At 42.8% G+C, this 21,017-nt stretch carries 20 protein-coding genes; 8 read left to right on the top strand and 12 right to left on the bottom strand.

What is annotated here, in order from left to right; all coding sequences use genetic code 11:
* Positions 1-31: 31 nt before the first annotated feature.
* The gene (locus tag ACN6NB_RS03440) at positions 32-1,585 is read left to right on the top strand and encodes an ABC-F family ATP-binding cassette domain-containing protein (protein WP_024426645.1); all 1,554 of its coding nucleotides are present in this window, start codon (positions 32-34) and stop codon (positions 1,583-1,585) included.
* A 46-nt stretch (positions 1,586-1,631) separates the two neighbouring features.
* Here ACN6NB_RS03440 and ACN6NB_RS03435 read toward each other — a convergent pair whose 3' ends face one another.
* Positions 1,632-2,822, bottom strand: a complete 1,191-nt coding sequence (locus ACN6NB_RS03435) for an MFS transporter (protein WP_039177075.1) — start codon at positions 2,820-2,822, stop codon at positions 1,632-1,634.
* A 56-nt stretch (positions 2,823-2,878) separates the two neighbouring features.
* The gene (locus tag ACN6NB_RS03430; protein WP_041087175.1) at positions 2,879-3,304 is read right to left on the bottom strand and encodes a MerR family transcriptional regulator; all 426 of its coding nucleotides are present in this window, start codon (positions 3,302-3,304) and stop codon (positions 2,879-2,881) included.
* A gap of 143 nt (positions 3,305-3,447) precedes the next feature.
* On the opposite strand from ACN6NB_RS03430, the gene folE2 reads away from it, so the two are divergent.
* Entirely contained in the window at positions 3,448-4,344 is an 897-nt protein-coding gene (folE2, locus tag ACN6NB_RS03425; RefSeq protein WP_144490796.1) for a GTP cyclohydrolase FolE2, read from the top strand.
* A 31-nt stretch (positions 4,345-4,375) separates the two neighbouring features.
* On the opposite strand, the gene ACN6NB_RS03420 is transcribed toward folE2, so the two are convergent.
* Entirely contained in the window at positions 4,376-6,259 is a 1,884-nt protein-coding gene (locus tag ACN6NB_RS03420) for an ABC-F family ATP-binding cassette domain-containing protein (RefSeq protein WP_126681365.1), read from the bottom strand.
* Between the two features lie 132 nt (positions 6,260-6,391).
* Here ACN6NB_RS03420 and ACN6NB_RS03415 point away from each other — a divergent pair, with 132 nt between their 5' ends.
* Positions 6,392-7,465 (top strand): tetratricopeptide repeat-containing glycosyltransferase family 2 protein, encoded by a 1,074-nt coding sequence (locus tag ACN6NB_RS03415; RefSeq protein WP_144490795.1) that lies wholly within the window; start codon positions 6,392-6,394, stop codon positions 7,463-7,465.
* A 180-nt stretch (positions 7,466-7,645) separates the two neighbouring features.
* Positions 7,646-9,037 (top strand): amino acid permease, encoded by a 1,392-nt coding sequence (locus tag ACN6NB_RS03410; RefSeq protein ID WP_039177068.1) that lies wholly within the window; start codon positions 7,646-7,648, stop codon positions 9,035-9,037.
* 35 nt (positions 9,038-9,072) lie between these two features.
* Here the strand turns inward: ACN6NB_RS03410 and ACN6NB_RS03405 are convergent, their stop codons facing one another.
* Both ACN6NB_RS03405 and ACN6NB_RS03400 read right to left on the bottom strand, forming a co-directional pair.
* Positions 9,073-9,306 carry a hypothetical protein gene (locus ACN6NB_RS03405; protein WP_024424583.1) on the bottom strand — a complete coding sequence of 78 codons (234 nt, stop codon included), beginning with the start codon at positions 9,304-9,306 and terminating at the stop codon, positions 9,073-9,075.
* A 6-nt stretch (positions 9,307-9,312) separates the two neighbouring features.
* Complete coding sequence (locus ACN6NB_RS03400) at positions 9,313-9,570, bottom strand: hypothetical protein (protein ID WP_003213975.1); 258 nt, start codon at positions 9,568-9,570, stop codon at positions 9,313-9,315.
* 65 nt (positions 9,571-9,635) lie between these two features.
* Here ACN6NB_RS03400 and ACN6NB_RS03395 point away from each other — a divergent pair, with 65 nt between their 5' ends.
* Entirely contained in the window at positions 9,636-10,115 is a 480-nt protein-coding gene (locus ACN6NB_RS03395) for an Hsp20/alpha crystallin family protein (RefSeq protein ID WP_039177065.1), read from the top strand.
* On the opposite strand, the gene ACN6NB_RS03390 is transcribed toward ACN6NB_RS03395, so the two are convergent.
* The gene (locus ACN6NB_RS03390; RefSeq protein WP_039177063.1) at positions 10,096-10,323 is read right to left on the bottom strand and encodes a hypothetical protein; all 228 of its coding nucleotides are present in this window, start codon (positions 10,321-10,323) and stop codon (positions 10,096-10,098) included. The genes ACN6NB_RS03395 and ACN6NB_RS03390 overlap by 20 nt on opposite strands.
* A gap of 83 nt (positions 10,324-10,406) precedes the next feature.
* Between ACN6NB_RS03390 and ACN6NB_RS03385 the strand changes: the two genes are divergently transcribed.
* Complete coding sequence (locus tag ACN6NB_RS03385) at positions 10,407-10,763, top strand: hypothetical protein (RefSeq protein ID WP_144490792.1); 357 nt, start codon at positions 10,407-10,409, stop codon at positions 10,761-10,763.
* Positions 10,764-10,768: 5 nt separating this feature from the next.
* Here the strand turns inward: ACN6NB_RS03385 and ACN6NB_RS03380 are convergent, their stop codons facing one another.
* Positions 10,769-12,184 (bottom strand): SLC13 family permease, encoded by a 1,416-nt coding sequence (locus ACN6NB_RS03380; RefSeq protein ID WP_474253234.1) that lies wholly within the window; start codon positions 12,182-12,184, stop codon positions 10,769-10,771.
* 262 nt (positions 12,185-12,446) lie between these two features.
* Here ACN6NB_RS03380 and pbp4 point away from each other — a divergent pair, with 262 nt between their 5' ends.
* Entirely contained in the window at positions 12,447-14,486 is a 2,040-nt protein-coding gene (gene pbp4 / locus ACN6NB_RS03375) for a penicillin-binding protein PBP4(5) (RefSeq protein ID WP_144491773.1), read from the top strand.
* 147 nt (positions 14,487-14,633) lie between these two features.
* Complete coding sequence (locus ACN6NB_RS03370; protein WP_126681366.1) at positions 14,634-15,872, top strand: MFS transporter; 1,239 nt, start codon at positions 14,634-14,636, stop codon at positions 15,870-15,872.
* 37 nt (positions 15,873-15,909) lie between these two features.
* Here the strand turns inward: ACN6NB_RS03370 and ACN6NB_RS03365 are convergent, their stop codons facing one another.
* From ACN6NB_RS03365 to rfbF, 5 genes are read right to left on the bottom strand one after another with little or no spacing between them, the layout of a single operon-like run.
* Positions 15,910-16,839: a putative nucleotide-diphospho-sugar transferase gene (locus ACN6NB_RS03365; RefSeq protein ID WP_474253233.1), complete on the bottom strand. Its 930-nt coding sequence runs from the start codon at positions 16,837-16,839 to the stop codon at positions 15,910-15,912.
* Positions 16,840-18,030, bottom strand: a complete 1,191-nt coding sequence (locus ACN6NB_RS03360; RefSeq protein WP_039177049.1) for a glycosyltransferase family 2 protein — start codon at positions 18,028-18,030, stop codon at positions 16,840-16,842. It lies immediately after the preceding gene.
* Complete coding sequence (locus ACN6NB_RS03355) at positions 18,027-18,938, bottom strand: putative nucleotide-diphospho-sugar transferase (protein ID WP_126681368.1); 912 nt, start codon at positions 18,936-18,938, stop codon at positions 18,027-18,029. Before ACN6NB_RS03355 ends, ACN6NB_RS03360 begins: the two co-directional genes overlap by 4 nt.
* A gap of 12 nt (positions 18,939-18,950) precedes the next feature.
* Entirely contained in the window at positions 18,951-19,922 is a 972-nt protein-coding gene (locus ACN6NB_RS03350) for a GDP-mannose 4,6-dehydratase (RefSeq protein WP_039177044.1), read from the bottom strand.
* A 4-nt stretch (positions 19,923-19,926) separates the two neighbouring features.
* Positions 19,927-20,691, bottom strand: coding sequence for a glucose-1-phosphate cytidylyltransferase (gene rfbF, locus ACN6NB_RS03345; protein ID WP_058837819.1), 765 nt, complete (start codon positions 20,689-20,691; stop codon positions 19,927-19,929).
* Positions 20,692-21,017 lie beyond the last annotated feature (326 nt).

The following is a 21,017-nucleotide window of genomic DNA, read 5'->3' as shown; positions in this document are numbered from 1 at the left end:
AGCCGTTTTGAATCTATTTGAGGTGTAAAAAATGATATTATCTGTTAAAGATTTAAGTCATGGCTTTGGCGACAGAGCCATTTTCCACGAAGTGTCCTTCCGTTTATTAAAAGGCGAGCATGTCGGCTTAATCGGCGCCAACGGTGAAGGAAAGTCAACGTTTATGAATATTATTACTGGCAAGCTGGAGCCAGATGCAGGAAAAGTCGAATGGGCGAAAAATGTCCGTGTCGGCTATCTTGATCAGCATACCGTGCTAGAAAAGGGAAGAACGATCCGTGAAGTCCTTCAGGATGCATTCCATTATTTATTTTCAATGGAAGCCGCGATGAATGACATTTATGGCAAAATGGGTGAAGCCGATCCTGATGAGCTGGAAAAGCTGTTAGAGGAAGTGGGCGTCATTCAGGATGCACTGACAAACAATGATTTCTATATCATTGATTCTAAGGTCGAGGAGATTGCAAGAGGTCTTGGCTTAACGGATCTCGGGCTGGACCGTGATGTGACGGAGCTCAGCGGCGGTCAGCGTACGAAGGTGCTGCTAGCGAAATTGCTGTTAGAGAAGCCAGAAATTCTCCTTCTCGATGAGCCGACCAACTATTTGGATGAGCAGCATATTGAGTGGCTGAAGCGTTATTTACAAGAATATGAAAATGCGTTTATCCTCATTTCACATGATATTCCGTTTTTAAACAGTGTCATCAACTTGATTTATCATGTTGAAAATCAAGAACTCACGCGCTATGTTGGCGACTACGACCAATTTAAACAAGTGTACGAAGTCAAAAAGCAGCAGCTCGAAGCAGCCTATAAAAGACAGCAGCAGGAAGTGGCTGAACTAAAGGATTTTGTCGCAAGAAACAAAGCACGTGTCAGCACAAGAAATATGGCGATGTCCCGCCAAAAGAAACTGGATAAGATGGATATGATTGAACTCGCAGCAGAAAAGCCAAAACCTGAATTCCATTTTAAACCGGCACGTACTTCTGGGAAACTGATTTTTGAAACGAAAGATTTGGTCATCGGTTATGATGAACCGCTCTCCCGCCCATTGAATTTGAAAATGGAACGCGGGCAAAAAATTGCGTTGTACGGTGCTAACGGTATCGGTAAAACGACGCTGCTCCGAAGTCTTCTTGGGGAAATCACACCTATTTCTGGTGAGGTGGAACGTGGAGAATTCTTGCATATTGGCTACTTTGAGCAAGAAGTAAAAGAGCAGAACAGCAATACTTGTATTGAAGAAGTATGGAGCACCTTCCCTTCTTACACGCAATATGAAGTCAGAGCCGCTCTTGCAAAATGCGGATTAACGACAAAACATATTGAAAGCCGTGTATCTGTTTTAAGTGGAGGAGAAAAAGCAAAGGTCCGTCTTTGCAAGCTGATCAACGAAGAAACCAACTTACTTGTTCTCGATGAGCCGACAAACCACTTAGATGTCGATGCAAAAGAAGAACTAAAACGCGCGTTAAAAGAATATAAAGGCAGCGTCTTATTGATTTCTCACGAACCTGAATTTTATCAAGATGTGGCAACCGAAACTTGGAATTGCGAATCTTGGACAACAAAAGTATTATAACGACAAAAAAGCCTTATATCTTCTAAAGATATAAGGCTTTTTCTCATTAATGACCTGCTTGGATATTCACCAAATGCTTACGTCCAAGGAGGAGGATGATCATGCCTAAGAGAACCACAGCAGCCCCGACATAATAAGGTGTACTTGCTGTATAGGATTCAGCGAGAACTCCGGCAATCCAAGGAGCAATCGCGCCCCCAATAAATCGTACAGCACTGTAAGAGGATGAAGCAATTGAACGTTCAACCGGTGCTGACCCCATCACAGCTGTCGTGAGCACTGTATTGATCATACCGAGAATTCCCCCAGCAATGACAATTCCGCAGATCACGACCACAGCATGAGACGTCCATACCCCAATACCGAATAAAATCACAGCAAACGAAGCAAACAGAACGACAAGCGAGGTCAATGTCCCAAGTTTGCGATGAATGACTGGCGCTGAGAAGACAGAGGTCACAGCCAAGAATAGCCCCCATCCAAAAAAGACATATCCAAGTCCATGCTCATCAAGATGGAGCACAAATGGCGAATACGCTAAAAGCACAAAGAAACCGAAATTGTATAAGAAAGCGGCAGATGCCATCGTTAAAAGCCCTTTATATTTTAACGCCCCGACAGCCTCAAATAATTTCACTTTTTTCTGCGGCTTTTGCATAGGTGGAAGCATAAAGGTAATCGCTAAAAGAGCAATAAGCATTAACACGGCAACACCAAAGAAAGGCCCGCGCCAAGAAATTGTGCCAAGCTCACCGCCAAGCAGCGGTCCAACCGATATCCCAAGACCTAGTGCTGCCTCGTATAAAATAATAGCCTTCGCACTTCCTCCAACAGATACACCAACAATGACAGAGAGTGCAGTTGAAATAAATAAAGCATTCCCAATGCCCCATCCGCCTCTAAAGCCAATTAATTCATTAATCGTTGAAGAAGTACCACCTAAAGCAGAAAAAACAATAATAAAAATGAGTCCAACTAATAACGTCCATTTCGCACCAATCCGACTAGAAATAAAGCCGGTAAAGAACATCACAAAGCCGGTCACAAGTAAGTAGCTTGTAAATAAAAGAGAGACCTGGCTTGGAGATGCGTGTAATTGCGATGCAATGGCTGGCAGGATCGGGTCGACGAGTCCTATTCCCATAAACGAAATCACACACGCAAAGGCAACAGCCCAAACGGCTTTTGGCTGCCTAAGCAGACTTGTACGCTGTTTCAACACTTCTTCTTCCTTCATTCCATCAGAACCTTTCCTTCAAATGTTGACAAAATAAAATAAACACGCAGAGGTGTTTATTTTTGTAGTTGCTCAATTGCATGAGCCGCTCTTTCTTTCATCGCTTCAAGATCCTTTTTAAAGGATTGAATCGTTTCAAGCTTTTTTGTTATCAATTGATGCTGTATGTTGAGCTGCGCATCAATATCTAAAAGCTTCTCTAATCGTTCCTTCGGATCAAGCGACAGCAAGTAGCCTTCTTTATTCAACTCTAGCTGCTTTCCGATTTCCATAAACGATTGAAGCTCCTGTAAAGAAAAACCGAGTACCTCTTTTGCCTGCATCACTTTCTCTAGCTCTTCCATATCGTCCTCTGAGTAAAGTCTGACACCGCCCTCAGTCCGCTTTGGTGCTGATAATAAACCAATCTCTTCATAGAAACGAATCGTCCGTTTTGTCAGTCCGCTTCTTTTCGCCACTTGATCAATTTTCATCCATTCCATCGCCAGTGCCTCCTGCTCATCAATTCATGTTTTATTATACACCTTTATAACCTTAACGTAAACGTCAAAGTTTTAACACTTGATTTATTTCATATGTTATCGCAAAATAAATAGTAATAATTACGATTTACAGGAGGTACTATATGCGCTCATTTCCACCTAAAGTAGAACGGCACCAGCTATTTGGATCAGTACCGCCAAGTCTTGGCACAAAGCCTTGGCAAAAAGAGGACATGTCTGACATTCAAAAAACAGAGCAGGACTTTTATTTTCATCTTGAACAAGTCGGGATCTGCCGCATGTCCTATCCCATACATATCGTATCTAAAACAGCACCACAGCGCCAAACAACCACTGCTGAATTCTCACTGAGCACATCCCTGCCAGCCCATCAAAAAGGCATTCATATGAGCCGTCTCACTGAACAGCTGCACTCGTTTTATGAGAGCAGCAAGCCTCTTGATGTGAATACCCTAAAAGAATTGACGGCAGCGCTCGCCCGGAAAATGAATCAATCCTCTGCTTCCATTCAAGTTTCATTTCCATGGTACATGGAAAAACAGAGTCCAGTCACCGGGCGGTCAGGCTTGATGCATGCAACTGTCAAATATGACGTCCATTTTCATGAAAAGGACGGATGGACCTGTCACGTTGGGTGCGATGCACAGGTCACGACATTATGTCCCTGTTCCAAAGAAATCAGTGAATATGGTGCCCATAATCAGCGTGGGTCTGTTTCCATTCAAGTAGAGTTGTTTGAACAAGTAGCGCTCCCTGACGACATCAAGACCGCTCTTTTACATATCATTGAGTCCAATGCGAGCGCACCGCTTTATCCCGTGCTCAAAAGACCTGATGAAAAGAAAGTGACAGAAGAGGCTTATGAAAATCCGCGCTTTGTAGAAGATATCACAAGGTTAATTGCCATTGAATTATATGAGCAGCCATGGATCAGAGGCTTTCAAGTCGAGTGTCGTAATGAGGAATCCATCCACCAGCATGATGCGTATGCCAAATGCTCCTATCAAAAAAACCTGTAGATCGCTCTACAGGTTTTTTATTTCCACATCTTTATTCATTCATTTCCTCAATCATAAGAGATAGTTCTGTCCAGCGGTCCATTGCTTGTTCTAATTCTTCCGCAACGGCTTTTTGTTCGTCCATCAGCTCTTGAATTTTCCCAAAATCACTGCCTGCCTCTGCAATGCTGGCTTCAAGCTGCTGATGTTTTTCCTCTAATGCTTGTATCCGGTCTTCAATCCCATCCCATTCAAGCTGGTCTTTATAAGAAAGTTTTTTTCTCTTTTTAGGCGCAGCTTCTACTTGTTTTTCAGCAGGCTTTGTCTCTGTCCGTTTCTGCTCTTTTTCCTGTTCCATATAATCGCTGTATGCACCTTGGAAGTGTGAGATTCGCCCATTTCCTTCAAAGACAAGCAGGCGGTGAACCACTCGGTCTAAGAAATAACGATCATGGGACACGGTGATGACGACGCCAGGGAACTGCTCTAAATAATCCTCTAAAATACTGAGGGTTTCTGTATCAAGGTCGTTCGTCGGCTCATCTAAAAAGAGAACATTCGGCTCTTCCATTAAGACCTTCAATAAATACAATCTGCGGCGTTCTCCCCCTGACAGTTTACGAATATACGTCCGCTGCATCGATCTTGGGAAAAGGAAGCGCTCCAGCATCTGCTCTGCTGTTACAATGGCGCCATCAGACGTCTTGACGATCTCAGCTGTTTCCTTGATGTACTCAATGATGGTCAGCTCATCATTCATTTCCTTGTGATCCTGCGTGTAGTAACCAATACGAACGGTTTGTCCAATGGTCAATTGTCCTGAAGTCGGTTCAATCTTACCTGCTAGACAGTTCAGTAAAGTGGTTTTGCCGACTCCATTCGGTCCGATAAATCCGATACGATCACCTGGCACGACTAAATCTGTAAACCGCTCCACAAGGGTCTGGCCAGCAAATGAAATTGATAAGTCTTCTGCCTCTATCACTTGTTTTCCCAAGCGGTGTGAGCCAATGGCAAAATCAAGCTCTCCCTTCGCATCAGGTCCTTTTTGATCCTTCAGCTCTTCGACTCTGCCTATACGTGCTTTTTGCTTTGTCGTTCTTGCTTTTGCTCCTCGTCTGAGCCATGCAAGCTCTCGTCTAAGCAAGTTTTGACGCTTCGTTTCTTTCACCTGAGCTTCTGCTTCCCGCTCCGCTCTTTTTTCTAAAAAGACTTCATAATTTCCTTTATACGTATAAAGCTGTCCTTGATTTAACTCATAAATCCGATTGGCCACCCGATTTAAGAAATAACGATCGTGCGTCACGAGGATGACAGCACCGCTATATTGGCTTAAGTATCCTTCAAGCCATTCAATCGTTGCATTATCAAGATGGTTGGTTGGCTCATCTAAAATCAACAAACCAGCAGGCTGAATTAAATTTTTAGCAATGGCGACACGTTTTTTCTGTCCGCCTGATAATGCATGGACAGAGCGGCTTACATCCTTCACGCCAAGCTTTGTCAAAATCGTTTTGGCTGAAAGGTTCGCATCCCAAGCATCCTCCTGATCCATTCGATTTTGCATACGCATCAGTGCCTCTTGTTTTACCTCATTTTGCGGATCATGCTCTAAATCGGCGAGTGCCTTTTCATACGCCTTCATCGTTTGAATCATTGGTGCCGTTCCCGAAAAAATATAGTCAAGAATCGTTTCATTCCCGCTCATTTCAGGATCTTGCTCGAGAAATTCGATATCAAGTGTCCCTGCTTTCGTGATGTCACCCTCTTCAAACGATTCAAGTCCTGCAATGACCTTTAGAAGCGTTGACTTCCCTGTTCCATTTGGTCCAATCAATCCGATGCGTTCCTTTGGTTCTATATGAAAAGAAATATGATCAAACAGCGTTTTCTCGCCATAGGTTTTATATAATCCTTCAACATTCAATAAACTCATTTTATCAGCCCTTACATAGATTCTTTCTTTATTTTAAATCAGCCAGTAGCAGAAAACTAGTTTTAAAAAACCCGCTGCAGAAAAGAATGTTTCCTTTTGATGCTCGATACACTATGAAGAGGTGATCTAAAGATGATAACCATTAGCTTATGTATGATTGTGAAAAATGAAGAGGAGGTGCTGGCGGACTGCCTTTCGTCTGTTCAAGACATTGTCGATGAGATGATCATCGTTGATACAGGATCAACAGATCAAACGAAGGAAATCGCTCATTCCTTTTCAGCAAAAGTGCTGGATTTTGAATGGGTCCAGCATTTTGCAAAAGCACGCAACTTTGCTTTCTCACATGCAGCGAAAGAGTATATTTTATGGCTCGATGCTGACGATGTTCTGCTTGAAGAAGACCGCCAAAAACTGCTTCAGCTCAAGCAGACACTTGATCCCTCGGTGGATGCTGTTTCGATGTTTTATCATGTGGGATTCGATGAAAACGGTCAAGTCAATTTCAAATATAGAAGAAATCGCCTTGTGAAGCGTTCCTTGAACTTTCAGTGGTACGGGGCCGTTCATGAGTTTCTTCAAGTGTATGGAAACATCCTTCCTGCAGATATCGCCGTCACACATCAAAAACGCAAGAAAACAACTGCTGGTGAGCCTGGGCGCAACTTGCGAATTTATGAAGACATGCTGGCAAAAGGAGAGGATATGACGCCCCGTGATCTCTTTTACTTTGCCAATGAATTAAGAGACAACGGTCAGCGTGTCAAAGCGATTCGTTTTTATCATGAATTTTTAAACACAAAACAGTGCTGGATTGAGGATGAAATTCGCACATGCCAATATTTAGCGGACTGCTATTATGCGGTAGGCTATGAGGAAGCAGCCTTATCCTCATTATTACGTTCCTTCTTATATGATCAGCCCCGGCCAGAATTTTGCTGCCGGATCGGGGATCATTTAAAAATACAAAATAAACATCAGGCAGCCATCTTTTGGTATGAGCAGGCGCTGAAGGCTCCTGAAAACGAAACAGCCTTCACACTGACACAATATAAAACGTGGTATCCTCACCTTCAGCTTTGCTACTGTTATTATCAGCTCGGCAACCTGGAACAAGCCAAAATACATCACCGTGCCTCCTCGGCCCATCATCCAACTCATCCAAGTGTGCTGTACAATGAAAAAATATTTGCTGAACAGACTTAGATTGTCTGACACCACATCCGCCTTCGATCTCCCGGCGGATGTCTCTTTTTATACACTTCTTCGGTTGTGACGTTTAATACTTTAGTGATTTAAAGCGTTTTTCAACCAATTGACTAAATTATCATTTGCGCATATACTAACATTCGTCTTACGAAAAGATTTATCCATTAGGAGGTCAACATGAGTTCTTTATTTCGAAAAAAATCTCTCGACCAGCTCATGCTTGAAAGTCAAACGAAGCGGCTCAGTCGTTCATTAAATACGTTTGATTTAATCTTGCTTGGCATTGGCTGTGTGGTCGGGACTGGGATCTTTGTCATTACGGGGGTTGCTGCGGCAAATGATGCAGGACCTGCGATTATTATATCTTTTATTTTGGCTGCGATCGCATGCGCCCTTGCCGCTTTTTGCTACGCTGAATTCTCCTCGTCTATTCCTGTGTCAGGAAGCGTCTATACGTATTCCTACGCAACACTTGGGGAATTTCTCGCCTTTTTAATGGGCTGGGATCTCATGCTTGAATATGTCATTGCCCTCTCTGCTGTGGCAAGTGGATGGTCGTCCTATTTTCAATCACTGCTCAGCGGATTCGGTCTTCACATACCGAAGGCTTTATCAGCTGCACCTGGAGCCGCTGATGGGGCCGTCTTTAACCTTCCAGGCGCACTCATTATTTTGCTCATCACCTTTATCGTCTCAAGAGGCGTCAAAGAAAGCACAAAGCTGAATAACATCATTGTGCTGATCAAAATCGCCATCGTCTTACTTTTTATCATCTCAGGCTTTGCTTACGTCAAACCTGAAAACTGGACACCGTTTATGCCAATGGGCTTTAACGGCGTGATTGCAGGCGCGGCAACCGTCTTTTTTGCTTACCTCGGATTTGATGCGATCGCTAATGCATCTGAAGAGGTCAAAAATCCGCAAAAGGCGATGCCGGTTGGGATTATCGGAGCGCTCGGTGTTTGTACCATTTTATACATCGGGGTTTCCTTTGTCTTAACAGGCATGGTTCACTATACGAAGCTGAATGTCAGTGATCCTGTCGCATTTGCTCTTCAAGTGGTTGGCCTGAATAGTGTGGCAGGTATCATATCAGCTGGTGCTATTATTGGGATTACCACGGTTCTCATTGCCTTGGTATATGCACAGGTTCGCTTAACCTTTGCGATGAGCCGCGATGGGCTTATGCCAAATATTTTCTCAAAGGTTCATCCAAAATCACAAACGCCCGTTGCCAACACTTGGCTGACAGGTGCAGTCGCAGCGTGTATCGTAGGTTTTGTGAATTTATCGACGCTTGCGAATTTAGTCAGCATCGGTACACTGGCAGCCTTCACGGTGATTTCCATTGCGGTCATCATTTTACGGAAAAAACATCCGAATCTTAAAGCAGCATTTAAAGTACCGTTCGTGCCTGTGCTTCCGATTATCAGTGCGATCATTTGTATGACATTGGCTGCCACACTGAAATGGGAGACATGGAGAGCCTTCCTCATCTGGATCGCCATCGGTGTTGTTGTCTATTTCACCTATGCAAGACGAAAAAGCCATCTGAATGAAACAAATTAGAAAAGAGACTCGGGGATTCCCGGTCTCTTTTTTTCTTAAACCACGCTGTTTTTGACTGAATTTGAGTCCACCATATCTGGATCTAACACGCTTGAAATCGGAATGACAAGCGGTGAACAATCTCCATTGTCCTCACCAAAACCTTGATTCAATTTCATCGAGAGAAAATAATCAATCTGCTGATAAGGTCCTAGCGTCAGTGATGCACCCCGATCCATTGCATTGATTTTAAAAGCACCGACATTGACGACTGAAGGTGAGAATAACATCACACGTCACTTCCTTTGAATGGGTTTAGCTGCTGGTGAAAAAGAGGCAGGTGAGTCCACTTGATCTCGATCATCTACATGGCTTTTTGTACCGACAAAACCGCTGGCATCTCCAAAATTCTGTCCGTAACCCTGATTTTTTTTATCTGAGTTTTGCCACTCTGCTAACAAATTTTGTCCGACATTCACCGCCGACGCATTTTCAAAGGAATTAATTTTTAACATGAAAATATTAATATTGATATACGGAGTTGGTTGAACCACAGATAAACCTCCTTTTTATAGGTATATGCAAGCACCCATCAAGTATGTTAACGGGAGGTCTTCACATGGACTTCGAAAAAATGAAACAGTGGATGGATATTGCCCAGCAAATGCATGGAGATGATTTTTGGAAAATGATCTTCGACGATGAGCAAAGATCCCCCTTTATGGCAAACGGTCCATCTCCATTTACATTCACACAGCAGGATCAGCGGGGATCAGATGCGTCGTTTCCACCAATCGACATGGTGGAAACCCCTACAGAAATTCAATACTTAATTTACTTGCCTGGCTACCGAAAGGAAGATGTTCAGGTGTTATCATATGGTGAATATTTGGTTGTGAAAGGACAGCGTTTTTCCTTTTTTAACGAGCAGGACTTTCGCCAAAAGCAAGGGAAGTATGGTCCGTTTGAAAAGAAAATCCGCCTTCCAGAAATGATTCTTGGTCAAATGAATGCTGCCTTTAAAGACGGGGTACTTTACATCCGCCTGCAAAAGGATGAAGGAAAAGCGACTGCTATCATCATAGATGACGAATATTGATACTCACTGCGTCTATTTGATCACGATCATCAATTGTTTCAATTGGCAGGATCGTGATCACGCCATCAGCATTCTGTTCCCCAAATCCATTGTTTCTTTTGATCGTACTGCAATGATTGCGAACAAACGTCGAGCCAAACGTCATGGATGAACCTGTGCCAATCGAATTCGTTTTCATATGGGCAATGTGAATCTGAGTAGGCAGCATATACTTCTCCCCTTTCTTGTCATCTCTATAAGTATATATGCGATAGCTTTTCCATAGACTAGAGCAAGGCGGAAGAAAAGGTTGTGGTCTACTTGAAACATTTCATTCAATCACTCTTTAAAAAAACTGAATCCAGTCCATCCCCATCTGTCGTTGAGCTAGAAAAAAGACTCGCCGCTCTTGAGCAAAAAATGTCTGCACCAGCTCCTCCTGTCTCAGAAGATACACACATCCATATCGAATCCCTGCACGTGGACAAAATTGATTACCACTTAGAATTTGGGGAGCTTTCTATTGACCAGCTTCAAGGCAGGCTCAATATTGGGGCAACCTATTACACGCCAAAGGAAACGCGCATCAAAAAATCCACACAAACACCGAAGCCAAAAGAAACAAAAACACCGGTCGTCTCAATTCGATCAAAGCCTTCTTCTTCTTAATGCACTCAGCTTTTCAGCACAATCGGCAGCCAGAAATAGACCGCAAGAACAATCACCACAATACTGATGATATTTAACCAAAAGCCTGCCCTGACCATATCTGATATTTTCAGCACATCCGCACTAAAGACAGCGGCGTTTGGCGGTGTGGATATCGGCAGCATAAACGCGCAAGAGGAAGCCAAAGCAGCAGCGGCCATTAACCCATACGGCTCGATTCCAATCGCAAGCCCAAGCCCTACCGTTATCGGAATAATCATATTGGCAACAGCCGTATTTGACATAATTTCAGTCATAAACAGAATCGCTCCCGTTAAAATAATCAACAGCATGATATACGAAAGCCCGTTTAAATGCTGTAGATTTTCTCCGATCCATCCTGTTAGATTGGTTTCTGCAAAGCCCGTAGCGAGCGAAAGCCCTCCTCCAAACAAAAGCAAAAGTCCCCAAGGCAGTTGTTTCATATCCTGCCATTCTAATATTCTCTCTCCATTTGTTGCTGGAATGAGAAATAACAGCATGGCACCGAAAATGGCGATAGACGTATCAGATACGGTCATCCCTCCAAACAAAAAGAGCTTAAAAATCCATAAGAACGCCGTCATGAGAAAAACAACAAATACCCATTTTTCTTCTCTTTTCATTTTTCCTAAATCCTCTAATCCCTTTTGAATGAACGATGCACTCATTTCACCTGTGTGTTCTACCTTAAACTGTACCCTCGTCAAATACAAAAATAAGAGAATGAGCAGAATCAGCGCAACAGGAAAACCAAACATAAACCATTCAAAAAACATAATCTCCCGATCTAGCAGTTTTTTTGACATCGCAGCAAACACCGCATTTGGCACAGAACCGACAAGTGTCGCCAATCCTCCTATTGACGCTGAATACGCAACCGACAATAAGATGCTTTTACTGAATCGATCAAGAGATGGACCAGATAAGATTTCATTTGTCTTAACCTCTTTAATCACTGCAAGTGCCACTGGCAGCATCATGAGGGCAGTCGCTGCATTCGAAATCCACATAGATAAAAAAGCAGTCGCGATCATGACACCTAATACAATGCGGTCACTTCTTGTGCCAATCACCCTTAAAATGTGTAAAGCCATTCTTCTATGTAATTTCCATTTTTCAATGGCAATTGCGATCATAAATCCTCCCATGTACATAAAGACGATCGGATCTCCATAAGACCTTGATGTTTGTTCCATAGAAAGCCCGCCAAGTGTCGGCAGCAGGATGATGGGCAATAAAGATGTAGCAGGAATGGGAAGTGCTTCAGTCACCCACCATGTGGCCGTCCAAACCGTAATGCCCAAGACTACCCTCGCAGCATAGGTCAATTCATCTTCAGGTATGAGAAAAAAAATGAGCAAAAAGAGTGTCGGTCCAAGAACAAGTCCAATCAAATTCACCTTTTTATAAACGATAACAATTCCCCCTAATGAAAGCGCTTGTCATATTTTTTCTAATTTTTCACATTCGATGATCTTTTAAGAAATCCTTTAAATCATAAGAAAAAATGAAGATATCTTTCATTACGAAATAGCTGTTTTTTAACCCCATTCCCCAAACCTTGACATGATCCCTTGGTCTATTTTCATAGGAGAAACTATACAAATCACGACCATTCACTGTAAAATATAGAGGATCTAATCAAAAATTGAGGTGTTTTCATTGTATACGGATCAACGAAAATCATTTTGGAAACAGAAAAAAGTCATCATCCCTCTTCTTAGCATCATCGTAGTTGCTGCTGCTTTCTTTTTCTTAAAAGATACTCTTTTCTCTAAGGAAAAAGAAGCTTTAAAAGCCGCTCAAAACTTTACGGAACATATGAAGAAGAAAGACTTTACGAAGCTGGCAGATGAGGTGACAAGTGCATCTTTGAAAGCCAATGACTTTTCAAAAAAACAACTAGCCGAAAAATACGACAATATTTTCAACGGTATTGGTGCTTATGACCTGAACATTTCAAAGCTCAACGTTGAAAAACAGGACAAAGGAAATGGGTATCAATTTTCCTATGATGTCACGATGAAAACGTCTCTTGGCAAGCTGCATAAGCTGTCTTACAAGGGCGTTCTTTCCGAAGAGGACGACAAGTGGAAAGTGGACTGGAAGCCAAATCTCATCTTCCCGCAAATGGAGAAAGGAGATACCATCAAGGTCAAAGCTGACCCTGCTGTCCGCGGAAACATTGTCGACCGAAAAGGACGTACACTGGCAGAAACAACTGGTGGAAACGCACTTGGCGTCATCCCAGGAAAGCTCGGAACAGGAGAAGAAAAAGAACGCAATATCAAAAAGATCAGCAAAGCTTTTGATATAGAGGAAGAACTAATCAACAATCAATTGAAACAAGCATGGGTCACAGACGACACGTTTGTCCCGCTCAAATCGATGTTAAAACAGGAGCCGATTCCAAAGGACGTAAATGGCGTTACCTATCAAACGAAGGAAATGCGCTACTATCCATATAACAAAGCCGCCGCTCATCTCACCGGGTATGTCGGAAAAGCAAATGCGGATGATATCAAAAGAAATCCAGCATTAAAGGCAGATCAAATCATCGGCAAAACCGGCCTTGAATTTACATTTGACAAAAACTTACGCGGACAAGATGGCGGAAGCATTCTCATCGTCCATGATGAAACAGGTATTGAAGAAACATTGCAAAAATCAGATCGAAAAGATGGAAAAACAGTGAAGCTGACGATTGATGCTTCTTTACAGAAAAAAGCCTATGATCAGTTGAAAGGCGAAAAAGGGGCCGTCACAATCATGAATCCATCATCAGGCGATCTATTAGCGCTTGTCAGCACCCCTTCCTACGATGTCAATCTCATGACAAACGGGATTACACCTAAGCAATATCAGGCATACAGTGAAAATCCAGACCTTCCATTCCAAGCTCGATATGCGAGCCGGTATGCGCCAGGGTCCACATTCAAAACCATTACAGCAGCCATTGGGCTGGAAACAGGTGTCACAAAGCCTGACAAAGTGCGTACCATTCACGGACTAAAATGGCAAAAGGATCAATCTTGGGGAAATTATCGGATCACACGGGTTCACGATAAAGAAAAAGTAAATATGGTCGATGCCCTTGTGTACTCAGACAATATTTATTTTGGACAGGAAGCACTCGAAATCGGCAAAGACACCTACGAGAAAAAAGTGAAAGCATTTGGGTTTGGCGAAGACTTACACATGCCATTTACAATGAAGCCTGCACAAGTATCAAACGATGGCATTCAATCGGATATCTTACTCGCTGACTCGGCGTATGGCCAAGGCGAATTACTCATGTCACCGATTGAACAAGTACATGCCTATTCTCCATTTGCCACAGGAGGCAAGCTTGTCTACCCTCGAGTGATTCAAGATGAAAAAACAGCATCACCAAAACAAATCATCAAAGAAGGCTCGGCAAACACAGTGAAAGACGCGTTGACTAAGGTCGTGACCAGTCCAAACGGAACAGCCCACTCCTTACAAATCGAAGGAGCGGATATTGCCGCTAAAACAGGAACGGCAGAATTAAAGAGCAAACAAGGTGCAACAGACGGCACTGAAAATGGATTTTTACTTGCGTTTAATCCTAAAAAAGAAGATTACGTCCTCGTCGGCATGATCGAAGGTGTGAAAAACCGCGGCGGCAGTGGACTCGTCGTTCAAAAAATGAAGCCTGTGATTGCTTCTTTTTACAAATAACTCTTTAGAGACACAAGCTCAATCAAGCGCTTGTGTCTCTTTTTTTCTAAATCATGACAATTTGCTATTGTTTTATAGTTCACCTTATGAATAAAATGAGAAGAATGCAAAAATCAGAAAACAGATAAATGAAGGGAGGAAGTCTCATTGGCCATTGCTGCTCGTACAAAGGATAAACCTCAACATTCTGTTACCGGTTCAACGGTTTATCCCATCCTATTGATTATTGGTATTTGTCATATGCTGAACGACACACTTCAAGCCGTTATTCCTGCGATGTTCCCTATTTTGGAACGCTCAATGGGGCTGACCTTTACACAATTAGGGCTGATTGCCTTTACATTAAATATGGTCTCCTCCGTGATGCAGCCTGCTATTGGTTGGTACACAGATAAACGGCCGATGCCTTATGCACTTCCGATTGCTTTATTTTCAAGTGCTATCGGTATATTCGGACTCGCGTTTGCTCCATCTTTTGCCACCATTCTGCTTTGCGTTGTCTTTATCGGACTTGGCTCTGCGATCTTCCATCCAGAGGGCTCCCGTGTTGCGAACATGGCAGCTGGTCCAAGACGAGGACTTGCACAGTCCATCTATCAAGTAGGCGGGAATACAGGTCAAGCCTTTGCTCCGCTTATCGCTGCATTAATGCTCGTACCGCTCGGTCAGACAGGCGTGGCTTGGTTTACGATTGTTGGAATGATAGCGGTCGGTTTTCTTCTTTATATTTCAAGATGGTATGCCGGAAGACTTCAAACCATTCGGGCCCAAGCGAAAAAAACACCTGCAAAAGCTGCTAGATCTGATATTCATCGTAAATCAGCACTCATTGCACTTGGCATTATCGTCTTTCTCATCTTCGCCCGCTCTTGGTATGGAAATGCCATTTCGAATTTCTATGCGTTTTATGCGATTGAACAATACGGTTTGACGATTAAAGAATCACAGACTTATATTTTCTTATTTCTCATTCTAGGTGCAATTGGGACATTTTTAGGCGGGCCACTTGCAGACCGCTTTGGCAAAAAAAACGTGATTTTAGTTTCCTTATTGGCATCCTTCCCGCTTGCCCTGCTGCTGCCATTTGCCGGACCCGTTTTTGCTTATGTTTTACTCGGGCTGATTGGGCTCATTTTGACATCAAGCTTCTCTGTCACCGTGGTTTATGCCCAAGAACTATTTCCCGGGAAAATTGGCACAATGTCTGGTTTAACTGTTGGGCTTGCGTTTGGTATGGGTGCAATCGGATCGGTTGCCCTCGGTTCATTCATTGATGCCTTTGGCTTAACGCCTACCATGCTCGGTGTTGCCTTTTTACCGATATTAGGCATCCTAGCCTTCTTACTTCCTAGCGACCAAACCATCTCCAAATGGAATGAATCATAAAAGGAAAAACCGCTCAAATCAATATGAGCGGTTTTTTTCACATCTCATAGAAATGTGTATCAGGAACATGCTTCTTTGCAATAAACCCTTGCTTAAATTCTGGAAATACCTTTTGCACCTGTTTGATTTTTCGATGAATCAAGTCAGCATAAGGAATATACAGGTGATCCACAAGCTTTTGTTCTGTCATATAGTAATACCAATTCAGATTAAAGGTCTTCTCATCAATGATCGTAAAGGCAGAAAAATGATAGAACAAAAGTGGACATTCGTCGAGATACATATCCTCTTTTACAACTGAAAGCTTGTAGTTTTCAATGTTCCAAATCGCCGCATTGGCTCCTTTAGATGCAACGATATGAACCCCTTCAAAATCATCAACCCATCTTTCCACATACCGCTGATCTCCGTACGTCTTTTTTTCTGTATCCATTTCTACTGTACAATGGGCAAGACAGTTTTCTTTCCATTGCGTGACTGCCTGTTTGGCAACATCTGTGTTACGACAGCCTACAAACCCAGTATTAAAACGGCCAGACAACTCGTAATAACGATAGAACCGCTTGGAATTCATATGATCCGTTAAAAATAAATGAGCGCTTGGATTCTCTGCAAAAATTGCCTCTGGATCATGATAAAAATACAAATCCGTATCCAAATGAGCAAGATAATCCGCATCTGAGAACTCAAGAGTTTTGAGCAAAAAGGCAGGTTTTAATGTCCAGCAATACTCATGAAACGTACGATCCTCTTTTGCCTTGCGCAGGGAGTCATCCTCAATGTTTTCAAGCTGTTCATATTGAACATTCGGGTGAGGGAACTCCTTTAACACCTTGTAAGCCAAAGGGTCTGCACATAAAACCGATAGCTTGAATGCATGAGCGTTTTTCTCAAGCGAATGAATCAGCGCCAAAAGCTTAAAGACGTGGGTATTCGACACAATGGTTGTAAAGTGATAAGACGCCATTTACAACACATCCACTTGGAACAAATCAACGTGTAACAGCTCTTTCGTCAGCCCTTGAATGGCTTCTACAAGTACCGTGCAGCCATACTCCTGCCGTGCAAGCTGCGCCGCTTCTGCCAGCTTTTTCAAAGGAACATGCTTGGCTGTCAGCATATCTTTTTTATCGCGTTTGATGCCTACATTCCGCTCTGTGATCAAGTGAATCAGTTCTAAAAAATAAGATAACAGGTCATCAAATGCTGAATTCTCACGCAGCTGCCGAACTTCTTTCACAATATCATTTGTCACAGTATGAGAAAACGGACCGGAGAAAGCCAAATGGACATCAATAGAATCAATATTGTTGTACTTCTCACACATATACAAAATGTTGTATTTGATGTCATCAAACGACGTTAAATTACTTGGATGCTCTTGATGCACGCTCATGATATCCTCTCGCAATTCAAAGGAGAGACCAAGCTGATGCAGACGAATCCCTAAATCATAATCCTCAAATCCGTACCGAACGATATTTTCATCAAACATCCCTAGTGCCATGACATGCTTCCGTTTGACAGAGGAGTTATTTGTAATAAAAAATCGCCATGGCAGCTCATAAGAACCTAAATCATAGTGGTACGTATTTAAAATGTCTTTCAGGATATCTATAAACTCAGACTGCAAATCGAAACTTTTCTCAAGAAATGCACCATTTTCGACTTCTTCCAATGATAAAAGAGGCGTTTTGTCCTCCATTTTCCGTTTATACAGCCCTTGCTTTTTCAACCGCTTCATATGATCCTTATCAAAAGCTGTGTAAAAATAGCGATAAATCCGCTTCCAGCACACACCGCAAATAACGAGATCCTCCCTGTCAGCATGGGCCTCTGCATGCTTTTCAATAAATCTCGGTTCTGCCAGCATATCACTGTCATGGAAAATGAGCAGATCTCCCTCCGCCTCGCGAATGGCATGATTACGCCCCTTTGCAATCCCTTGATTGACAGGAATACGCACCTTTTTAAACGGAAAGTTCACTTCAATGTTCTCGAGCATTTCCATCGTGCCATCTGTTGAGCCATTATCGGCAACAATGACCTCAAATGGAATATCTGTTTCCTGAAGTGTTAAGGAAAAAAGGCTTCCTTCTAACCGCTCTTTGGCATTATAGCTTGGAATAATGACGCTCACCTTTGGCTTTTCGTTCATGCGTCATCCTCCTCCCGTTTGGCATATCCGTTAAACAGCGGATCGACCTGCTCCACAGATTCAATCACATGGCGAAGCACTTGCCGATAGGCTTCTTGGAAAAACGGCAGGTCATTTCGTCCTTTTTCATGAATTTGCTGCATCTCATCCTTGCTCACAATCCGAAAGCCGCTGAAATGATAGCAAATGAGCGGGTGCCCATCCTCCAGAAGAATACGTCCATTCTCCTCCCGATAAGAATGCTGCCCATAGTTCCAATGACCAATATTCACACCTTTTGTCTCAATATCTTCTACATTGTCAAACAGCCTCGGCATATGATCCAGATATCCTTGATCGCCAAACTTGCCTTCTCCCGGTGCATTTTTACATTCTTTTAAGCATTCTTCTTTCCACCAGCTGAGGCATTTTCGTCCGGCTTCATCTCCTTTAAAATGCAGAAAGCCTGAATTATAGCGGCCTAAAAGCTTCTGAAGCATCTTCACTTCCTCAGCATCAAAGCTTGGAATGACAATATCCCCTCTTGAAATTAAAACAGAGGCATTCGGCTGATGTTGAAAAATAACCTGAGGGCTCTCATAAAAGAATAAATCCGCATCAAGATAAGTCACGCTCTCTGCCTGCTCCTGTTCAAATAACCACTCAATCCAAATCGGCTTTAAGGTCCAGCAATATTCCGATGCATCCCGTTCCTCTTTTTTCTCTAGCAGCTCAGGTGTTTCGAGCTCCCGTACATGAACAAGATCCACATGCGGAAAATTCATTTGATGAAGCAAATCAAATGCAGCATCATCCATACATAACGTCTTGATGACAGCATCATCTTCTACTTGCTTCAACGATAAGAAAAACGCAATGGCTTGATAAAGTCTTCCACTTGAAAGAACCGTACAATATATGCTGTTCATCTTTTTACACCTCTATTTTTGAAAGAATTCGCGGTACCATTCAATCGTCTTCTCTAAACCTTCATCAATGGAGTAGTCAGGCTTCCAATCAAGCAGCTTTCTCGCTTTCTCTGCCGACAAATATTGATGCTTAATCTCATGTGTTCCTTGGTTCAAAATACGAGGCTTCAGCTCACTTCCCATTGCCTTTAAAATCTTATCCACAAGGTCAAGCACTGTCAGCTGAATTTCGTTACTAAAGTTAAAGGCTTCTCCCGCCAGCCCTTTTTCCTCCATCTTCTCAGCTAGCAGCAAATAAGCCTTCACTGCATCTTCAATGTAGAAGTAATCACGAATAAATGTCCCGTCACTTCTAATTTCCGGCGCCTTCCCTTCTAACACAAGCTGAATGGTTTGCGGAATGATTCTGTTGAAATTCAAATCTCCGCCTCCGTATAAATTACCGCAGCGTGTAATACAAACCGGAAGACCATATGTGTTGTAGTACGTATGAGAAATAAGATCTGCACAGCTCTTCGAGACATCATACGGATGTTTCCCGTTTAATGGCATGTCTTCATCATATGGAAGCTGCTCTTGATCACCGTATGCTTTGTCACTTGATGCCACGATCACTCGTTTGATCAGCGGCTGTCTTCTGCAAGCCTCCAGTACATTCCATGTCCCTAAGATATTCGCTTCAAATGTAGAAACAGGATGTCTATTCGCGACCCCAACAATGGCTTGGGCAGCCAAATGGAAGACGGTGTCAATTTCATATTCTCCTAACGCACGTTCAATCGTTTGCATATCCTCTAATGCGCCTTGCACCACATTCATTTTTTCAAATTGACTGCCTTGATATAAATTCGATCGAGGCACCTGATCACGCACAAGGCCAGTCACGTTTGCCCCTTGATCAATCAATTCCTTGACGAGATAGCTCCCTAACAGCCCTGTACATCCAGTTACAAATACGTTCTTTCCATTCCAAAATCCGCTCATGCTGTCACCAAACCTTCCATGGTTGTTTTCCATCTGTCCACATGTCGTTGATTTCCTTCAGGTTTTTATACGTATCAATTGCTGTCCAAAATCCGTGATGCTCATAAACGGCAAGCTCTCCATCATCCGCTAGGTTTTGAAGAGGCTCCGCTTCAAACACGCATTGGTCATCGTCTGTCAAATAATCAAATACCTTTGGAGACAACACAAAAAATCCTCCATTGATCATCCCGATACTGTCTGTCTTCTCAGAGAAGGATTGTGCCATCCCGTTATACACCTTCAGTGTCCCGTACTGGGACTTCTTTTCAATGCCTGTGACAGTCGCAGCTGCACCAAGATCCTGATGACGTTTCAGCAAATGAAACATATTGATATTGGCCAGTCCATCACCATACGTCATCATAAAGGTCTCATCACCGATGTAATCCCGTGCCTGCTTTAAACGTCCGCCTGTCATCGTATCTTCACCTGTATCTAAAAAGGTGATTTTCCAGTTCTCCGATTTCCCTAATAGCTTCATTTCTCCTGTCGCCATATCGAGCTGCATGCTGTGGTGCTGCCAGTCGTAGTTTAGAAAGTACTCTTTGATCTTCTCTCCTTTATAACCAAGCAATAGGATAAATTCGTCTACACCGTAATACTGATAGATTTTCATAATATGCCATAGAATAGGCCGATCTCCGATCATAGCAAGTGGTTTAGGAAGCGCTTGTGTGACCTCACTCATTCTCGTTCCCTTTCCTCCGCAGAGAATGACTGCTTTCATCTTCTCCCCTCATCTCTCTATGAAGATTTTTGATTAAAACCCTATCTTTATGCGGAAAATCAGTACATGTACCCTCATACTTTGTCCGACATCAGGTTTTGAATCTACTCTATTCATATGTCGAAATGAGAGAGTGTGCCACCTAGCATTTAACTATTTTTACAAATAAAAAAAGAGCGAGATTCATATTCTCGCTCTTTCAAAGTTTAAATTGTATATTTTCAGGGTAGATGGTATGATAAACATGTGCATAACCAGCACAAACAGCCTCTTTCTATAAAGAGACTACTAGATTGAATGAATTCAAGTGGCAGCTTGCTTCATTC

It is taken from the genome of Bacillus sp. 11B20 (assembly GCF_056098985.1).
This window is presented reverse-complemented; position numbering and strand designations above follow the sequence as displayed.

What these genes read in the sequence shown, in the direction of transcription:
- ACN6NB_RS03350 (WP_039177044.1), bottom strand. Translation starts at nt 19,922, where the DNA reads ATGAGCGGATTTTGGAATGGAAAGAACGTATTTGTAACTGGATGTACA.
- ACN6NB_RS03435 (WP_039177075.1), bottom strand. Translation starts at nt 2,822, where the DNA reads ATGAAGGAAGAAGAAGTGTTGAAACAGCGTACAAGTCTGCTTAGGCAG.
- ACN6NB_RS03360 (WP_039177049.1), bottom strand. Translation starts at nt 18,030, where the DNA reads ATGAACGAAAAGCCAAAGGTGAGCGTCATTATTCCAAGCTATAATGCC.
- ACN6NB_RS03355 (WP_126681368.1), bottom strand. Translation starts at nt 18,938, where the DNA reads ATGAACAGCATATATTGTACGGTTCTTTCAAGTGGAAGACTTTATCAA.
- ACN6NB_RS03405 (WP_024424583.1), bottom strand. Translation starts at nt 9,306, where the DNA reads ATGTTATTCTCACCTTCAGTCGTCAATGTCGGTGCTTTTAAAATCAAT.
- rfbF (WP_058837819.1), bottom strand. Translation starts at nt 20,691, where the DNA reads ATGAAAGCAGTCATTCTCTGCGGAGGAAAGGGAACGAGAATGAGTGAG.
- ACN6NB_RS03430 (WP_041087175.1), bottom strand. Translation starts at nt 3,304, where the DNA reads ATGGAATGGATGAAAATTGATCAAGTGGCGAAAAGAAGCGGACTGACA.
- ACN6NB_RS03420 (WP_126681365.1), bottom strand. Translation starts at nt 6,259, where the DNA reads ATGAGTTTATTGAATGTTGAAGGATTATATAAAACCTATGGCGAGAAA.
- folE2 (WP_144490796.1), top strand. Translation starts at nt 3,448, where the DNA reads ATGCGCTCATTTCCACCTAAAGTAGAACGGCACCAGCTATTTGGATCA.
- ACN6NB_RS03365 (WP_474253233.1), bottom strand. Translation starts at nt 16,839, where the DNA reads ATGGCGTCTTATCACTTTACAACCATTGTGTCGAATACCCACGTCTTT.
- ACN6NB_RS03410 (WP_039177068.1), top strand. Translation starts at nt 7,646, where the DNA reads ATGAGTTCTTTATTTCGAAAAAAATCTCTCGACCAGCTCATGCTTGAA.
- ACN6NB_RS03390 (WP_039177063.1), bottom strand. Translation starts at nt 10,323, where the DNA reads ATGCTGCCTACTCAGATTCACATTGCCCATATGAAAACGAATTCGATT.
- ACN6NB_RS03395 (WP_039177065.1), top strand. Translation starts at nt 9,636, where the DNA reads ATGGACTTCGAAAAAATGAAACAGTGGATGGATATTGCCCAGCAAATG.
- ACN6NB_RS03415 (WP_144490795.1), top strand. Translation starts at nt 6,392, where the DNA reads ATGATAACCATTAGCTTATGTATGATTGTGAAAAATGAAGAGGAGGTG.
- ACN6NB_RS03440 (WP_024426645.1), top strand. Translation starts at nt 32, where the DNA reads ATGATATTATCTGTTAAAGATTTAAGTCATGGCTTTGGCGACAGAGCC.